The organism is Streptomyces sp. NPDC087845 (genome assembly GCF_044742755.1).
Lineage (GTDB): Bacteria > Actinomycetota > Actinomycetes > Streptomycetales > Streptomycetaceae > Streptomyces.
This window is the reverse complement of sequence record NZ_JBIUVC010000005.1, coordinates 23,232-38,637: the sequence shown is the minus strand read 5'-3', so window position 1 is coordinate 38,637 and position 15,406 is coordinate 23,232. Positions and strand designations below refer to the sequence as shown.

The 15,406-nt window shown below is 72.3% G+C and carries 12 protein-coding genes; 6 read left to right on the top strand and 6 right to left on the bottom strand.

Annotation, left to right across the window (positions count from 1 at the left end; all coding sequences use genetic code 11):
• Nucleotides 1-85: 85 nt before the first annotated feature.
• Nucleotides 86-853 carry a polyprenol monophosphomannose synthase gene (locus ACIOMQ_RS14645; protein ID WP_362208952.1) on the top strand — a complete coding sequence of 256 codons (768 nt, stop codon included), beginning with the start codon at nt 86-88 and terminating at the stop codon, nt 851-853.
• Nucleotides 854-938: 85 nt separating this feature from the next.
• On the top strand, nt 939-1,529 hold the full coding sequence (gene fxsA, locus ACIOMQ_RS14640) for an FxsA family membrane protein (protein ID WP_402189129.1): 591 nt from the start codon (nt 939-941) through the stop codon (nt 1,527-1,529).
• Between the two features lie 330 nt (nt 1,530-1,859).
• Here the strand turns inward: fxsA and ACIOMQ_RS14635 are convergent, their stop codons facing one another.
• The 4 genes from ACIOMQ_RS14635 to ACIOMQ_RS14620 all read right to left on the bottom strand — a co-directional run bounded on the left by ACIOMQ_RS14635 (nt 1,860) and on the right by ACIOMQ_RS14620 (nt 5,394).
• Nucleotides 1,860-2,234, bottom strand: a complete 375-nt coding sequence (locus ACIOMQ_RS14635) for an RNA polymerase-binding protein RbpA (protein WP_007262928.1) — start codon at nt 2,232-2,234, stop codon at nt 1,860-1,862.
• 265 nt (nt 2,235-2,499) lie between these two features.
• Nucleotides 2,500-3,864, bottom strand: coding sequence for an MFS transporter (locus tag ACIOMQ_RS14630; RefSeq protein ID WP_362208946.1), 1,365 nt, complete (start codon nt 3,862-3,864; stop codon nt 2,500-2,502).
• A 46-nt stretch (nt 3,865-3,910) separates the two neighbouring features.
• On the bottom strand, nt 3,911-4,675 hold the full coding sequence (locus ACIOMQ_RS14625) for a glycerophosphodiester phosphodiesterase (protein ID WP_362208943.1): 765 nt from the start codon (nt 4,673-4,675) through the stop codon (nt 3,911-3,913).
• Nucleotides 4,672-5,394: a YitT family protein gene (locus tag ACIOMQ_RS14620; protein ID WP_401755547.1), complete on the bottom strand. Its 723-nt coding sequence runs from the start codon at nt 5,392-5,394 to the stop codon at nt 4,672-4,674. The genes ACIOMQ_RS14625 and ACIOMQ_RS14620 overlap by 4 nt, the downstream gene beginning before the upstream one ends.
• A 102-nt stretch (nt 5,395-5,496) precedes the next feature.
• Here ACIOMQ_RS14620 and ACIOMQ_RS14615 point away from each other — a divergent pair, with 102 nt between their 5' ends.
• On the top strand, nt 5,497-6,996 hold the full coding sequence (locus ACIOMQ_RS14615; RefSeq protein WP_362208937.1) for a PLP-dependent aminotransferase family protein: 1,500 nt from the start codon (nt 5,497-5,499) through the stop codon (nt 6,994-6,996).
• A 59-nt stretch (nt 6,997-7,055) separates the two neighbouring features.
• Here the strand turns inward: ACIOMQ_RS14615 and ACIOMQ_RS14610 are convergent, their stop codons facing one another.
• Together ACIOMQ_RS14610 and ACIOMQ_RS14605 are read right to left on the bottom strand one after the other, a co-directional pair.
• The gene (locus ACIOMQ_RS14610; RefSeq protein WP_401270688.1) at nt 7,056-8,693 is read right to left on the bottom strand and encodes a hypothetical protein; all 1,638 of its coding nucleotides are present in this window, start codon (nt 8,691-8,693) and stop codon (nt 7,056-7,058) included.
• Nucleotides 8,694-8,730: 37 nt separating this feature from the next.
• Nucleotides 8,731-8,925 (bottom strand): hypothetical protein, encoded by a 195-nt coding sequence (locus ACIOMQ_RS14605; RefSeq protein WP_018103962.1) that lies wholly within the window; start codon nt 8,923-8,925, stop codon nt 8,731-8,733.
• A gap of 323 nt (nt 8,926-9,248) precedes the next feature.
• On the opposite strand from ACIOMQ_RS14605, the gene ACIOMQ_RS14600 reads away from it, so the two are divergent.
• The 3 genes from ACIOMQ_RS14600 (at nt 9,249) to ACIOMQ_RS14590 (ending at nt 15,364) form a co-directional block, all read left to right on the top strand.
• Nucleotides 9,249-9,641, top strand: coding sequence for an ankyrin repeat domain-containing protein (locus ACIOMQ_RS14600; protein ID WP_402189127.1), 393 nt, complete (start codon nt 9,249-9,251; stop codon nt 9,639-9,641).
• Between the two features lie 219 nt (nt 9,642-9,860).
• Complete coding sequence (locus tag ACIOMQ_RS14595) at nt 9,861-11,279, top strand: HEAT repeat domain-containing protein (protein WP_362208928.1); 1,419 nt, start codon at nt 9,861-9,863, stop codon at nt 11,277-11,279.
• Between the two features lie 422 nt (nt 11,280-11,701).
• The gene (locus tag ACIOMQ_RS14590) at nt 11,702-15,364 is read left to right on the top strand and encodes a hydantoinase B/oxoprolinase family protein (RefSeq protein WP_402189125.1); all 3,663 of its coding nucleotides are present in this window, start codon (nt 11,702-11,704) and stop codon (nt 15,362-15,364) included.
• The last annotated feature ends 42 nt before the right edge of the window (nt 15,365-15,406 follow it).

Sequence of the window (15,406 nt, the reverse complement as noted above, 5' to 3'; positions counted from 1 at the left end):
GCCCGCCCCCGCCCGACCGCGTCGCCATCGGCCCCCCGTCCGCTGGATATGGTGTGCATCTGCGTACGGACTTAAGGGGCAGTAAGTGAACGACGGCGGTCAGAGGCGGTACGGCCCGCTCGGCAGAACCTTGGTGATCATTCCGACCTACAACGAGGCCGAGAACATCAAGCCGATCGTCAGCCGGGTGCGCGCGGCTGTGCCGGAAGCCGACATCCTGGTCGCCGACGACAACAGCCCCGACGGCACCGGCAAGGTCGCGGACGAGCTCGCCTCCGCCGACGACCAGGTCCAGGTGCTGCACCGCAAGGGCAAGGAGGGGCTGGGCGCCGCCTACCTCGCGGGCTTCCGCTGGGGGATCGAACACGGTTACGGCGTGCTCGTGGAGATGGACGCCGACGGCTCCCACCAGCCCGAGGAACTGCCCCGGCTGCTCACCGCGCTCAAGGGTGCCGACCTGGTGCTCGGCTCCCGCTGGGTGCCGGGCGGACGGGTGGTCAACTGGCCCAAGACGCGGGAAATGATCTCCCGCGGCGGCAGCACGTACTCCCGGCTCCTCCTCGGGCTGCGGACCAGGGACGTCACGGGCGGCTACCGGGCCTTCCGCGCCGAGACCCTGGAGGGGATCGGCCTCGACCGGGTCGCCTCCCAGGGCTACTGCTTCCAGGTCGACCTGGCCCGCCGCGCCGTCGACGCCGGATACCACGTCGTCGAGGTCCCGATCACTTTTGTGGACCGCGAGATCGGCGACTCGAAGATGAGCCGCGACATCCTGGTCGAGGCGCTCTGGCGGGTCACCTCCTGGGGCGTCGCCTCCCGTACGAACCGGGTCCTCGGCCGCAAGGCGATCTGATCCGCCGCGGGCGGCGGGCACCGGTCCGTCGCCCATGATCACCCCCTTACGCCGCTTGGACGCCCGTACGGGCACACTGGGGAGCATGACGACCGGCACACCGCCCCCGACCGCCCCCGGGCGCTCACGCGCCCGTACCTTCGTTCCTCTCGCCATCGCCGCCTGGGCGGTGCTGGAGATCTGGCTGCTCACCGTCGTGGCGAACGCGGCGGGCGGGTTCACCGTGCTGCTGCTCCTGGTGGCGGGGATCGTGCTCGGGGCCGCAGTGATGAAGCGGGCCGGCCGCCGGGCCTTCCGCAACCTCACCGAGACGCTCCAGCGGATGCCGGGGCAGCCCGGGGCGGCCGAGGCCCCGCAGGCCGCGTCCCCGGGAAGCGAGGGCAACGGCTTCCTGATGCTCGGCGGGCTGTTGCTGATCATCCCGGGGGTGATCTCGGACGTGGCGGGGCTTCTGCTGCTCGTGCCGCCGGTCCGTTCGATGCTGGGCCGGTACGCGGAGCGGTCGCTGGAGCGCCGGATGCGTGCCGCGGATCCCGGCAGCCTCTCCGACGCCTTCCAGCAGGCCCGTATTCACCGGCCGGACGGAAAGGTCGTGCAGGGTGAGGTCATCCGTCAGGACGGCGCGCAGCCGGACTCCCGCCCCGACGAGGGCCCCCGCCCGCCGCTGACCCCCTGAGCCCTCCGGGCGCAGGACGCCGGACCCGGTGCCGGGGCTGCGCGCGCGGCCCGGTAGCGGGTCCGTGACGCGACAGAGCCGCGGGGGGGGGGGGGCCCCCGGGGGGGGGGCCCCCCCCGCCCGGGGGGGGGGGGGGGGGGGGGGGGGGGGGGCGGGGTGGGGGGGGGGGGGGGGGGGGCGGGCGGGGGGGCGGGGGTCCCCATCAAAAACCACCCCTTCCCCCCCCCCCCCCCCCCCCCCCCCCCCCCCCCCCCCCCCCCCGGGGGGGGGCGCCCCCCCGGGGGGGGCCCCCCCCCCCCCGCGGCTCCGTCGTACGGCGGTGTCGGGCGGTCAGGCAGACTTCCTGCTGTCCCGCGGATGCACGGCGATATTCATGGCTCCGGAGCGCAGAACCGCCAGCCTCTCGGCCAGCACCTCCTCCAGCTCCTCGCGTGTGCGCCGCTCCATGAGCATGTCCCAGTGCGTACGCGCAGGCTTGCCCTTCTTCTCCTCGGGGCCATCCCCGTCCACCAGGAGTGCCATGGCGCCGCACGCCTTGCACTCCCACTCCGGCGGAATTTCCGCCTCTACCGAGAACGGCATCTCAAATCGATGTCCGTTCTGGCATGCGTACTCCACCGCCTGGCGCGGGGCCAGATCGATGCCGCGGTCCGTCTCGTAGCTGGTAACCACGAGTCGCGTGCCGCGGAGAGCTCGCTCACTCATGAATCGTGCCTCCCGGGCTTGTCGCCCACAGGACAGGTGTCGCTGTCGTCGTCATCCGGTCAACGTCCGGTCGGCGGTAAAGATTCCCGTTGCCGGTCATGCGTCGCCCGTCGTGCCGCTGCTTCTTCAGGGTTGGGGTACCCGCCAATGCCCGGTTTGTCACATCTGGCAGAAGTTGTCACCCAACGGTTTGGCTTCTTCCACTCGCAGTAACGGTCCTCCGGGCAGGCCAAAGGCGTACACTACCGGCCTTTCACTTCAACGTCTAAATCCGTTCCGGAACAGGATTGCCCGCGGCGGCCACGGCCCGCCTGATCGGCACCCTCGCGAGCAGTACGGAACCGACCACGAAGAAGATCACCAACGAGATGATCGCATCCCGGTAACTGCCGGTCAGCTGATACGCGAGCCCGAACACCAGTGGCCCCAGCCAGCTCAGCCCGCGGTCGCTCATCTCGTACGCGGAGAAGTACTCGGCCTCCTTGCCGCGGGGCACTAGATGCGAGAACAGCGAGCGCGACAGTGCCTGGCTGCCGCCGAGCACCAGGCCGATCGCCGAGGCCAGCACATAGAAGAAGACCGGCGCTTCGGAAGGCAGAAAATAGCCGGCGACGAGAATCAGCGTCCAGACGACGAGCGAGCCGAGGATCGTGCGCTTGGCACCGTGCACCCGGGCGAGTCGGCCCATGCCCAGGGCTCCGGCCACCGCGAGCACCTGCACCAGCAGCACGGCCGTGATCAGCGTCGTCTGGTCCAGGCCCAGTTCCTCGGAGCCGTACACCGAGGCCTGGGAGATCACCGTCTGCACGCCGTCGTTGTAGACCAGGTACGCCAGCAGGAAGGAGAGCGTCAGCGGATGGCGGCGCATGTCGCGCAGGGTGTTCGCCAACTGCCGCCACCCCGAACCGACGGTCCCCTCGCCGCCCGGTGCCACCCGCCGGTCGCGGAGCCGTCGCAGCGGGACGAGCGTGAAGGCGCCCCACCAGACGCCGGCCGACGCGAGACAGATCCGCACCGCGTCGGACTCGGAGAGGCCGAAGGAGTCGTGGCCCGTGTACAGGACCAGGTTCAGGACGAGGACGAACGCGCCCGAGGTGTATCCGAACGCCCAGCCGCGCGAGGAGACCGCGTCCCGCTCGTCCGGTTCGGCGATCTGCGGCAGATAGGCGTTGTAGAGCACCATCGACACCGAGATCGAGGCGTTCGCCACGATCAGCAGGAACGCGCCCAGCAGATAGCGGTGGCCGTCCAGGAAGAACATGCCGGTGGTGGCGGCGGCCCCCACGTACGCGGCGGCCGCGAGCAGCGGTTTCTTCCGCCCCGTACGGTCCGCGGCGGCACCCACGACCGGCATCACGACCACCGCGACCACCACCGACACGGAGACCGCGTAGGCGAAGAGCGACCCGGCGCGCACCGGTATGCCCAGCGGGTGCACGAAACCGTCGGCGTCGGCGGCCGCCTTGGCGACCGATGTCAGATAGGGGCCGAGGAATACCGTCAGGACGCTCGTCGAGTAGACGGAGCAGGCGAAATCGTAGAAATACCAGCCGCGCTGTTCCCGTCTGCGGCTCGCGGCGTCTGCGGAACCGGTCACGAGCTCCGTCGGCTCAGCGGTCTCGGCGCTCACGGCGCACCCCCTCGTCTCTCCCCGTGGAGACCTCGCACGACCGGCGTCAGGCCCAGGCCCCCCGCTCGCTCAGCACCGTACGCAGCGTCTCGATGTGATCGGTCATGATGCCATCCACGCCGAGGTCGAGGAGTGCTGCCATCCGTTCGGGTTCGTTCACCGTCCAGACGTGCACCTGGAGTCCGCGCGCGTGCGCCTCGCGCACGAAGCGCCGGTCGACGACCCGGACGCCGTTCTGGCTCTCCGGCACCTGGGCGCACACCGCACCGGCCCGCAGCGCCGCCGGAACGCCGTACGAGCGCAGCCGCAGGCCCAGCACGCCGCGGACTCCGTAGGAGGTGGCGAGCCGGGGCCCCGCGAGGCGGTGGGCCGCGGCGACCCGGCTCTCGGAGAACGAGCCGACGCACACCCGGTCCCAGGCATTCGCCCGGCGGATCAGGTCGATCAGCGGGACCAGGGCGGACCCGGTCTTGACGTCGACGTTCCAGCGGGCTCCGGGAAACGTCTCCAGCAGTTCTTCGAACAGCGGGAGCGGCTCCCGGCCCGCCACCCTGGCCCGCCGCACCTCGCTCCACGGCAGCTCGGCTATCCGGCCCCGGGCGTCCGTCACCCGGTCCAGGGTGGCGTCGTGGAAGGCCACCAGCCGGCCGTCCGCCGTGGTGTGCACATCGGTCTCGAAGTAGCGGTATCCGGCCTCGGCGGCCCGGCGGAACGCCGCCGTCGTGTTCTCGATCCCGTCGGCGGCACCGCCCCGATGGGCGAAGGGAATCGTCGCGGGATGGTCCAGATAGGGGTGGCGTACGGAGGTCACTTCGGCAGTATGGCCTGCTCCGGTGTCCGGGTGGTGACGGTGGTGGTGCCGCCGGGCGCGGGTGCGACGGCCGCCTCCTCGCCCGGCCCGGCGGCCGCCTCCTCGGCCGGCTTCCCGACGATCGCGAAGAAGCGCAGGAAGAACTGGGCGAGCGGGCCGATGGACAGGGCGTAGAGGACCGTGCCCGCGCCGAGGGAACCGCCGAGCGCGAAACCGGTCGCCACGACCGCCACCTCGATCAGGGTGCGGACCAGCCGGATGGAGCGGCCGGTCCGCAGGTGCAGGCCGGTCATGAGTCCGTCGCGCGGTCCCGGGCCGAACCGCGCCGCTATGTACAGCCCCGTCGCGACACCGTTGACCACGACCCCCGCGACCATCACGGCGATCCGGGCGGCGAGGCCGTGCACCCCGGGCACGAGCGCCAGTGTCCCGTCCATGGCGATGCCGACGGCGAAGACGTTGGAGACGGTGCCGAGGCCCGGACGCTGCCTGATCGGTATCCACAGCAGCAGAACGGCGGCGCCGACGACGATGGAGACGACCCCGATGGACAGCCCGGTGCGCTCCGAGAGCCCCTGATGCAGCACCCCCCAGGGTTCGAGGCCGAGACCGGCACGGACCAGGAGCGCCGAACTGGCTCCGTACAGCACGAGGCCGACGTACAGCTGCATCAGCCTTCGGGTGAGATGTGCCCCGCGAGGGGCGCTGGTGATGGACAAGAGATGCCCCCTGGAGTGGTGGTGGTGGACTGCCGCATGTCACTCTGTGGCAGGGGATTGGCCGCCAACTATGGCCAATCCGAGGAAGGTGGACTGATTTCCATGGCGCAGTGGACTTCGGCAGTCGGTGCGGCACAGCTCGCCCGGCAGCTCCATGCCCAGCAGCCCCGGCCCGCCGGACCGGGCACCCGCAGGCCGCCCGCCTATCGGGCGCTGGCCGACGGCGTCCGTCTGCTCGTCCTCGAAGGCCGGGTGCCGGTGGCCGCCCGGCTCCCCGCGGAGCGCGAACTGGCGCTCGCCCTGTCCGTCAGCCGCACCACCGTCGCCGCCGCCTACGAGGCGCTGCGGGCCGAGGGGTTCCTGGAGTCCCGCCGCGGCGCCGGCAGCTGGACGGCCGTTCCCGCGGGCAATCCGCTGCCCGCGCGCGGCCTGGAGCCGCTTCCTCCGGAGTCGCTCGGTTCGATGATCGACCTGGGCTGCGCCTCGCTGCCGGCCCCCGAGCCGTGGCTGACCCGGGCGGTCCAGGGCGCCCTGGAGGAGCTGGCTCCGTACGCCCATACGCACGGCGACTACCCGGCCGGTCTGCCCGCGCTGCGCCAGATGATCGCCGACCGCTACACCGGGCGCGGCATCCCGACCATGCCCGAGCAGATCATGGTGACCACCGGGGCGATGGGCGCGATCGACGCCATCTGCCACTTGTTCGCGGGGCGCGGCGAGCGGATCGCGGTGGAGTCCCCGAGCTACGCCAACATCCTGCAGCTGATGCGGGAGGCGGGTGCCCGGCTGGTGCCGGTGGCGATGGAGGAGGGGCTCGGCGGCTGGGACATGAACCGGTGGCGGCAGGTGCTGCGCGACGCGGCGCCGCGGCTCGCCTACGTCGTCGCCGACTTCCACAATCCGACCGGCGCGCTGGCCGACGAGGACCGGCGGCGGGAGCTGGTGGACGCCGCCCGTTCCGCCGGTACGGTCGTCGTCGTCGACGAGACCATGAACGAGCTGTACCTCGACGACGACGTCCGGATGCCGCGCCGGGTCTGCGCCTTCGATCCGGCGGGCTCCACCGTGATCACGGTCGGTTCGGCGAGCAAGGCCTTCTGGGCCGGCATGCGGATCGGCTGGGTGCGCGCCGCCCCGGACGTGATCCGCAGCCTGGTGGCCGCCCGCGCCTACGCCGACATGGGTACGCCCGTCCTGGAGCAGCTCGCCGTCAACTGGCTGATGCGCACCGGCGGCTGGGAGCAGGCGGTCCAGGTCCGGCGCGAACAGGCGCGGGAGAACCGGGACTCGCTCGTCGCCGCCGTTCGCCGGGAGCTGCCGGACTGGGAGTTCTCGGTTCCGCGCGGGGGGCTGACCCTCTGGGTGCGTACCGGCGGCCTCTCGGGTTCGCGGCTCGCGGTGGCGGGGGAGCGGGTCGGCGTACGCGTTCCCTCCGGCCCACGGTTCGGTGTCGACGGCGCCTTCGAAGGGTACGTACGGCTGCCGTTCACGGTTGCGGGGCCGGTCGCGGACGAGGCGGCGGTACGGCTCGCGGCGGCGGCGCAGCTGGTGGGTTCGGGGGCGGGTGCGGGGATGGAGGCGCCGCGCACGTTCGTCGCCTGACCGGACAACGGCGCGGGGGTGGCGGATCGGCCGGTACACCGCCCCCGCACCGGTCCGCTTCAGTCGCCGACCCTCAAGCCCTCGACGGCCACGGCCGCGGTCAGGGGGTGCGGCATCACCGGATCCGGGACGTCCGCCCCGACGGGCGCGGGCCCCTCGGCCGCCTCGACCGGGGGCGTCGCCCCGGCCTCCGCCTGCCGTTCCGGGAGCAGGCCGAGTACCGCCTGCCGCTGCGCCTCGCTGGTCGCCTCGTCGTAGGGATCGGGTGTGGCCGGGACCTGGAGCCGCAGCACGGGGCCGGTGCCGAGCCGCGCGTACCCGCGGCCCGGCGGGACATTCGGCGTCGGGGTGGTGTGCGGCTCCGTGCCGAGCACCGACTCGATCCGGTCGCGGGAGCAGTCGCCGAGCACGACCCGGGCCCGGGTGTGGGTCCTGACGGTCTCGCCGAGCATGTCCAGGCTGTCGAACTGATCGGTGATGACCACGGTGACGTTCGCCGCCCTGCCGTGCCGCAGTGGTACCTGGAGCAGTTCCTGGGGATCGGGTCTGCCGTCGGCGGCCGCCAGGTGTCCGAGGACGCTGGGGCGGTCCAGCAGCACCCAGAGGGGGCGCTTGGTGTCGTCGGGGGCGGGGTGACCGGACTGCCGGGCCCGGTTCGCGGCGATCAGCCGCCGCTCCGTCTCGTGGGCCGCCCACTCCAGGGTCGCCAGCGCGCCGGCCAGGCCGCACTCCACGGCCAGTACTCCGTCGCGCCCGGCCAGGCAGGCGTACTCGCCGGTGCCGCCCCCTTCGACGACCAGGATGTCGCCGTGCTGGAGCGCCTGCAGGGCGATGGAGCGCATCAGCGTGGTGGTGCCGCTGCCGGGCTGCCCCACGGCCAGCAGATGGGGCTCGGTGGAGCGGGAGCCGGTCCGCCAGACGACCGGAGGCGCGTCGCGGGTCGTGCCGTCGTCGTTCACGGGAACGGTGCGCTGCACCGCGTCGCCGTCGGTGAAGCCGAGCACGGTCTCGCCGGGAGCGGTGACGAAGCGCTGGGCGCCGATCGAGGTGGGCAGGGCGCCGAGCACGCTCATGACGAGCCGGTTGCTCTCCTCGTCCCAGGCGAAGTGGTACTCGCGGCCGCGGCCCGACTTGGCGTGCAGCAGCTGCTCGATCCGGGCGCGGGAATCGGCCTCGCTGTCGGTGAAGTAGGCGGGGTACGTCAACTGGAGACGCGTCAGGCGCCCGTCGGAGTCGAACTCGTAGCCGCTGAAGGTCTTGTCCCAGTCGCCGCCGCGGGCGAACAGCGGACTGGGGTCGTCGGCCACGGAGAAGTACGGCACGAGCGCCTCGTAGAGGGATCGCAGCCGCCCGGTCTCCGCCTCGTCCGGGCCGGTCTTCTCCGGCGTCCGCTCCCGCCCCTTCCAGGCGGCGGCGCCCATCACCGTGACCAGGGTGAGCACGGACCCGTACGGCATGAGCGCGACCACCAGTACGCAGGCCGCGACGGAGCACAGCACCGGGCCGCGCTTGTCCTTGGGTGTCGCGGCCCACTTCTGCCGTCCGGCTCCGGCCAGCAGCCGCAGACCCCGAGCGATCGTCATCAGCGGAGTGAGGACGTCGGTGGCGTTGTCGGTGGCCGTGCGCGCGAACTCGCGGCTGCGAGTGATCGATGCGGTGCCGCTGCTCAGAATGCGGGGGAGTGGTCGCCGGGCCACGTCGGTCTCCTGAAGGGGTGGGAGCGGTCGTGGGGGGTCAGAACTTGATCCCGCCCAAGAGGCCGGCGAGACTCGCGCCGCCCGCGGTGATGCTCGGTGCGATGGCGGTGCCTGCCAGATAGAAACCGAACAGGGCAGTGACGAGTGCGTGCGATGCCTTGAGGCCGTCCTTCCTGAAGAACAGGAAGACGATGATGCCGAGGATGACGACGCCTGACATGGACAGGATCATGAGGAATTCTCCTGGTTGGGGGGACAGTCACCATGAGTCCTTCCAGGTTCACCGGAAGTATCTATACGATAAAAGCTGCATTCGAGTGAAAAGTCTGTATTTTCACTTGATTGGCGGATCGGGTGCCGATGGGTGCCGGTGGGGGCGGAACATCCGATGCCGCGCACCGTTCCGTCGTCACCGGGTGTGATCTTTTGCCGCGGGCGGCACGGGGTATGTGCGCGGTTGGGCAGTACCCTGTCGGTTCACTCGTACGGCCCCCGGGACGTACGGCCCAGCAGGTCAACAGTGGTGAAACCGGTTAATGGAAGGCGGTCCGTCCGATGAGCGAAGCCCCCGATCCCGAGGTGGTCGAGCTGGCGACGAAGGTCTTCGACCTGGCTCGCCGCGGTGAGACCGACACGCTCGCCGCGTACGTCGACGCGGGTGTTCCCGCGAACCTCACCAACGACCGGGGTGATTCGCTGCTGATGCTCGCCGCCTATCACGGCCATGCCGCCGCGGTCACCGCCCTCGTCGCCCGTGGCGCCGACCCGGACCGGGCCAACGACCGCGGGCAGACCCCCCTCGCCGGAGCCGTCTTCAAGGGTGAGGACGCGGTGATCGCGGCGCTGCTCACCGCGGGGGCCGACCCGGCGGCCGGAACGCCCTCCGCGCTGGATACCGCGCGCATGTTCGGCAAGGCCGACCTGCTGGAACTCTTCGGCGCCCACTGACCGGGTACGTCGTAAATGTGGTCGCGGTGGCGAAATGGCTGGGTCATCATGACGTCGCGGGCCCGATTCGGGCCACCGACGAGAGGCAGAGGAAGATGGTCTACACCAAGCAGAAGACGGCGGTCGGCCGATCATGTCGCTGCGCGGCGTAGTGCCCCACCCGGCACTTGGAACTGCACAGTCCCGGTTGCGTCGACAGCTTGATGTGAGGCTTTTTTCATGTTTGATCCGTTCATAGCGCCGAGCGGCACTCTGCTCGGCCTGCTGCAGAGGGGCCGTGGCGACGGCACGCTCCACGCGCTCGCCGCACCACGCCCCGAGGCCCTGGCGGCTCTCAACCACTGCGTCCTGAGCGATCCGCGCCACGACTGGCAGGTGGAGAACCGCTCGCTCTACTACGCACGCCTGTATCTCGACCTCGACGGCGGCATCGAAGAGATCGAGCGCCACCTGTGCGATCCCGACGACCACCTCGACACCGACGACTCACGCACCGGGCTGGCCCTCGCCGTACTCGGCCACCTCGCCTCGTACGGACGGGACGACGCCCTGGCCCTGCTGCGGCGGTACGCCGCGACCGGGGCCAACTGGGCCTGGGCCCTCGACGAGCTCGCCCTGCGCGACGACGACGCGGGACTCCGCGCCCTCGCCGTACCCGTGCTCGGCCGGTTCCCGGCCACCGAGGAGGGCACCGCCGAGCTGGCCGCCGCCGTGCGGGACGCGTTCGAACCACGCCCCTGGCGGCTCTGGGCCGACGACCCCCGCGAAGAGGTCGGCGCCCGGATCAGGGCCGCCTCGGAACAGGGCTCCTTCGACCGCTGGCAGCGACAGATGCGGCCCGGCGGCCCCCGCCCCGGATGGAGCGTCCAGGCCGTGTTCGACTGGGCCCAGCAGGGACTCGAACGGGGCAGCGTCCTCCACGTACCGGCCGCTCGCTGCCTCACGGCCGTCGCCGGTCCCGACGACCGGTCCGCGATCATCGGGGCCGCCCGCAGCGGTCCGGAGGGCGCGCGCTGCGCCGCCCTGCACCACCTGGCCGAGACCAGGGACCCGGCCGTCCTCGATCTGATCGAGGACGCCGCGGTCAGCGCCTCGCGCACCGTCGCCGACGCGGCCGTCGCCGCCTTCGAGCGGATGTGCGGCGACGCGGCGGTGGAGCGCGCCCGGCGCTGGGCCCGGCGTCCCGACGCCCTCGGCGCCTCCGCGGCCGGTGTGCTCGCCTGCCGGGGAGGCGCCCAGGACGCCCCACTGGTCCTCGGCTCACTCCGCGAAGCCGTACGGGGCGAAGGCCCTGACGCGCCACGCCTGTGGACCCTCGTCGACGGCGCGGGCCGACTGGGCATCGCCTGTGCCGCCCCCGTACTGCGCCATGTCTACCGGGAGACGTCCTCCTCGCACCTGCGCGGCCGAGCGGCCCGCGCACTGGCCGCGACCGACCCCTCCTTCCCCACCGGATTCGCCGTCGAATGCCTGTGGGACTGCGAGGAGACCACCCGCGAGGTCGCCGCACTCCACGCCGAGACCGGCGACATCAGGGTCGCCGAGCGGCTGCGCCGACTCGCCGCGGACCCGGCGGAGGAGGCAGAGGTGCAGACAGCGGTACGCAGCAGGATCGGGCCCGACACCCCCGCGGTCTGACCGGGGCGCACCCAGCGGCGCGCGCCGGGTGCGCGCGGCGCGACCGGGCACGGGGGCCGTGCCCGCGAAGCCCCGCAGCACGCCGTGCGGCCCAGCAGTGCGTCGGGCGCGTGCGCGGCTCAAACGCTCATGGGGCGTTCCCCCGGCGGAAAGATCCGAGCCGGCCCGGTCACGTCCGGCGTTTCGGGCCCGGACTGCGGGACGGGGCACTGCGCCGCCGTCTCGCGCCCGTCGGGAGGTGATCGTCGGGTACGTCGGACGGGCTCGCCCCGGAGAAGCACATCGAACTCCCCGCGGGGGCCTGCGCGGCCCCCGGGGGCCGGGTCGTGGCCGTCGGCCGCCCCCCGCGGTGTGCGCCGACCACCGGAAAACAGGCCGTGCCGGCAGGGCCGTCGCCCGGTGCCGCGGGCCAGTATGGAGAGATGACCGGACGCTGGGAGTTCTGGATCGACCGTGGCGGGACGTTCACCGACGTCGTGGGCCGGGACCCCGACGGGTACCTGGTCACCCGAAAGCTGCTCTCCCACGACCCGGACCGCTACCGCGACGCCGCCGTGGCGGGAATCCGCGGGCTGCTGGGACTCGGTCCGGCCGACCCCGTCCCCGCCGACCGGATCGGCACGGTGAAGATCGGCACGACGGTCGCCACCAACGCCCTGCTGGAGCGGCGCGGCGAGCCGACCGTGCTGGTCATCACGGAAGGCTTCCGGGACGCCCTGCGCATCGCGTACCAGAACCGGCCGAGGCTCTTCGACCGCCGCATCCTGCTGCCCGAAGCCGTGTACGAGCGGGTGATCGAGGTCCCCGAACGGACCGACGCCCACGGCCGGGTCGTGACGCCGCTGGACCGGGACGCGGTGGCCGAGCGGCTGCGGGCCGCCCGGGTCGACGGCCTGCGCAGCGCGGCCGTCGTCCTGATGCACGGCTACCGCCACCCCGCACACGAGAAAGCCGTGGCCGCCGCGGCCCGCGAGGCCGGCTTCACCCAGATCAGCTGCTCGCACGAGGTGAGCCCGCTGATCAAGCTCGTGCCACGCGGCGACACCACCGTCGTCGACGCCTACCTCTCACCGATCCTGCGCCGGTACGTCGACGAGGTCTCCCGGGAACTCGACGGCGTCCGGCTGATGTTCATGCAGTCCAACGGCGGGCTGCGCGAGGCCTCCCACTTCCGGGGCAAGGACGCGGTGCTCTCCGGACCCGCCGGCGGCGTGGTCGGCATGGCCCGTACGTCCGGACAGGCCGGATACGACCGCGTCATCGGCTTCGACATGGGCGGCACCTCCACCGACGTGTCGCACTACGCGGGCGAGTTCGAGCGCGAGCTCGGCACCCAGGTGGCGGGGGTGCGGATGCGCGCCCCCATGATGAACATCCACACCGTCGCGGCCGGCGGCGGCTCCGTGCTGCACTTCGACGGTCACCGCTACCGCGTCGGCCCCGATTCGGCGGGCGCGATCCCCGGCCCGGCCTGCTACCGCCGCGGCGGCCCGCTGACCGTCACCGACGCCAATGTGATGCTCGGCCGGGTCCAGCCCGCCCACTTCCCGGCCGTCTTCGGACCGGACGGCGACCTCCCGCTCGACGCGGACCTCGTCCGCGAACGCTTCGACATCCTCGCCGACGACGTGGCGCGCGCCACCGGAACACGGCGCACGGCGGCCGAGGTCGCCGCGGGTTTCCTGGAGATCGCCGTGCTGAACATGGCGAACGCGGTCAAGAAGGTCTCCGTGCAACGCGGACACGACATCACCCGCTACGCCCTGACCGGCTTCGGCGGAGCCGGGGGCCAGCACGTCTGCGCCGTCGCCGACGCCCTGGGCATCGACACCGTCCTCGTACCGCCCCTGGCCGGTGTGCTGTCCGCGTACGGCATCGGTCTCGCCGACGCCACCGCGATGCGCGAGCAGTCCGTCGAGGCGGAACTGAACGAGGAGACCCGCGCCGCGGTCGGCGAACTCTGCGACGCACTCGCCGGCCGCACCCGCGCCGAACTGCGCGCCGACGCCGTCCCCGACAGCGCGATCAGCACGCGCGCCCGCGTACTGCTGCGCTACGCCGGCACGGACTCCAGCCTGCCCGTGGACCTGGACACCGTGTCCGCCATGGCCGAGGCGTTCACCGCCGAGCACCGCGCCCGCTACGCGTTCAATATGGACAAACCCCTGGTCGTCGAAGCGGTGTCGGTCGAGGCGACCGGGACGGCGGGACAGCACCGGCCGCGCCCCGCCGACCGCGCGCCCCGCGAGAGCACCGAGCCTCAACCACACGACACCGTACGCATGTTCGCCGAGGGCCGATGGCAGGACACCCCGCTCCACCGGCGCGAGGAACTGCACCCCGCGGACACCGTGACCGGCCCCGCCGTGATCGCCGAGGCGGATGCCACCACCGTCGTCGACCCGGGCTGGCAGGCCGCTCTCGCCGCCACCGGCCACCTGCTGCTCACCCGGGTCCGCCCGCGCCCCGGCCGCACCGCCGTCGGCACCCGGGTCGACCCCGTCATGCTGGAGGTCTTCAACAACCTCTTCATGTCGATCGCCGAACAGATGGGCGTGCGCCTGGAGAACACGGCCCACTCCGTCAACATCAAGGAACGGCTCGACTTCTCCTGCGCCCTCTTCGACGCGGACGGCAATCTCATCGCCAACGCCCCGCACATCCCCGTCCACCTCGGCTCGATGGGGGAGTCCATCAAGGAGGTGCTGCGGCGCAACGGCGGAGCGATGCGGCCGGGCGACGTGTACGCCATCAACGACCCGTACCACGGCGGCACACACCTGCCCGACGTGACCGTGGTGACACCGGTGTTCGCCCCCGACGGGGCCGCCGGCGAGGGGCCGCGGCTGCGGTTCCTCGTCGCCTCGCGTGGACACCACGCCGAGATCGGCGGCATCACCCCCGGCTCCATGCCCGCCTTCAGCCGCACCATCCACGAGGAAGGAGTGCTGTTCGACAACTGGCTCCTGGTACGGGACGGCAGACTCCGCGAGGCCGAGACACGCGAACTGCTCACCACCGCCGCGTACCCCTCCCGCGACCCGGAGACCAACCTCGCCGACCTCCGCGCCCAGATCGCCGCCAACGAGAAGGGCATCGTCGAACTCCGGCGCATGGTGGAGCAGTTCGGGCCCGAGACCGTTGCCGCGTACATGGGACACGTACAGGACAACGCCGAGGAGTCCGTCCGCCGGATCATCGCCTCACTGCACGACGGCACCTACCGCTACGAGACCGACAACGGCGCGGTCATCGAGGTCGCCCTCACCGTGGACACGGCCGCCCGCAGCGCGGTCGTCGACTTCACCGGCACCTCGCCGCAGCAGCCGGGGAACTTCAACGCACCGAAATCCGTGGTCATGGCGGCCGTGCTGTACGTCTTCCGGACCCTGGTCGCCGACGACATCCCCCTCAACAGCGGCTGCCTCGCACCCCTGGAGGTCAGAATTCCGGAGGGCTCCATGCTGGCCCCCGTCCATCCGGCCGCCACCGTCGCGGGGAACGTGGAGACGTCCCAGGCCGTCACCGGCGCCCTGTACGCGGCGCTCGGCATCCAGGCCGAGGGTTCGGGCACCATGAACAACCTCACCTTCGGCAACGAACGGGTCCAGTACTACGAGACGGTGGCGAGCGGTTCGGGCGCCGGCGACGGTTTCGACGGCGCCGACGCCGTCCAGACCCACATGACCAACTCCCGCCTCACCGACCCCGAAGTCCTCGAATGGCGCTACCCCGTGCTGCTGGAGAGCTTCCGGGTACGGGACGGCAGCGGGGGCGCGGGGCGCTGGCACGGCGGCCGCGGCGTGGAGCGGCGCATCCGCTTCCTCGAACCCGTCACCGTGGCGCTGCTCTCCGGCCACCGCCGGGTGAGGCCGTACGGCATGGCGGGTGGAGAGCCCGGCGCGCTGGGCGAGCAGCACATCGAGCGGGCGGACGGCCGGACGGTCGCACCGCTGCGCGGCTGCGACACCGCCGACCTGGAGCGGGGGGACGTCCTGGTGCTCCGCACGCCGGGCGGCGGGGGCTACGGAGCCCCGGAACCGGGCCGCGGCGGCGGTACGGAGCGCACCGGCGAACAGCCGTGATGCCGCGGCCGGCCGGCTCCGGGCAACGGGTCGCTTCTGCGC

Excerpts from the sequence above, each read along its gene's own strand:
- ACIOMQ_RS14595 (WP_362208928.1), top strand. The coding sequence starts at position 9,861 with ATGTTTGATCCGTTCATAGCGCCGAGCGGCACTCTGCTCGGCCTGCTG.
- ACIOMQ_RS14615 (WP_362208937.1), top strand. The coding sequence starts at position 5,497 with ATGGCGCAGTGGACTTCGGCAGTCGGTGCGGCACAGCTCGCCCGGCAG.
- ACIOMQ_RS14590 (WP_402189125.1), top strand. The coding sequence starts at position 11,702 with ATGACCGGACGCTGGGAGTTCTGGATCGACCGTGGCGGGACGTTCACC.
- ACIOMQ_RS14605 (WP_018103962.1), bottom strand. The coding sequence starts at position 8,925 with ATGATCCTGTCCATGTCAGGCGTCGTCATCCTCGGCATCATCGTCTTC.
- ACIOMQ_RS14600 (WP_402189127.1), top strand. The coding sequence starts at position 9,249 with ATGAGCGAAGCCCCCGATCCCGAGGTGGTCGAGCTGGCGACGAAGGTC.
- fxsA (WP_402189129.1), top strand. The coding sequence starts at position 939 with ATGACGACCGGCACACCGCCCCCGACCGCCCCCGGGCGCTCACGCGCC.
- ACIOMQ_RS14635 (WP_007262928.1), bottom strand. The coding sequence starts at position 2,234 with ATGAGTGAGCGAGCTCTCCGCGGCACGCGACTCGTGGTTACCAGCTAC.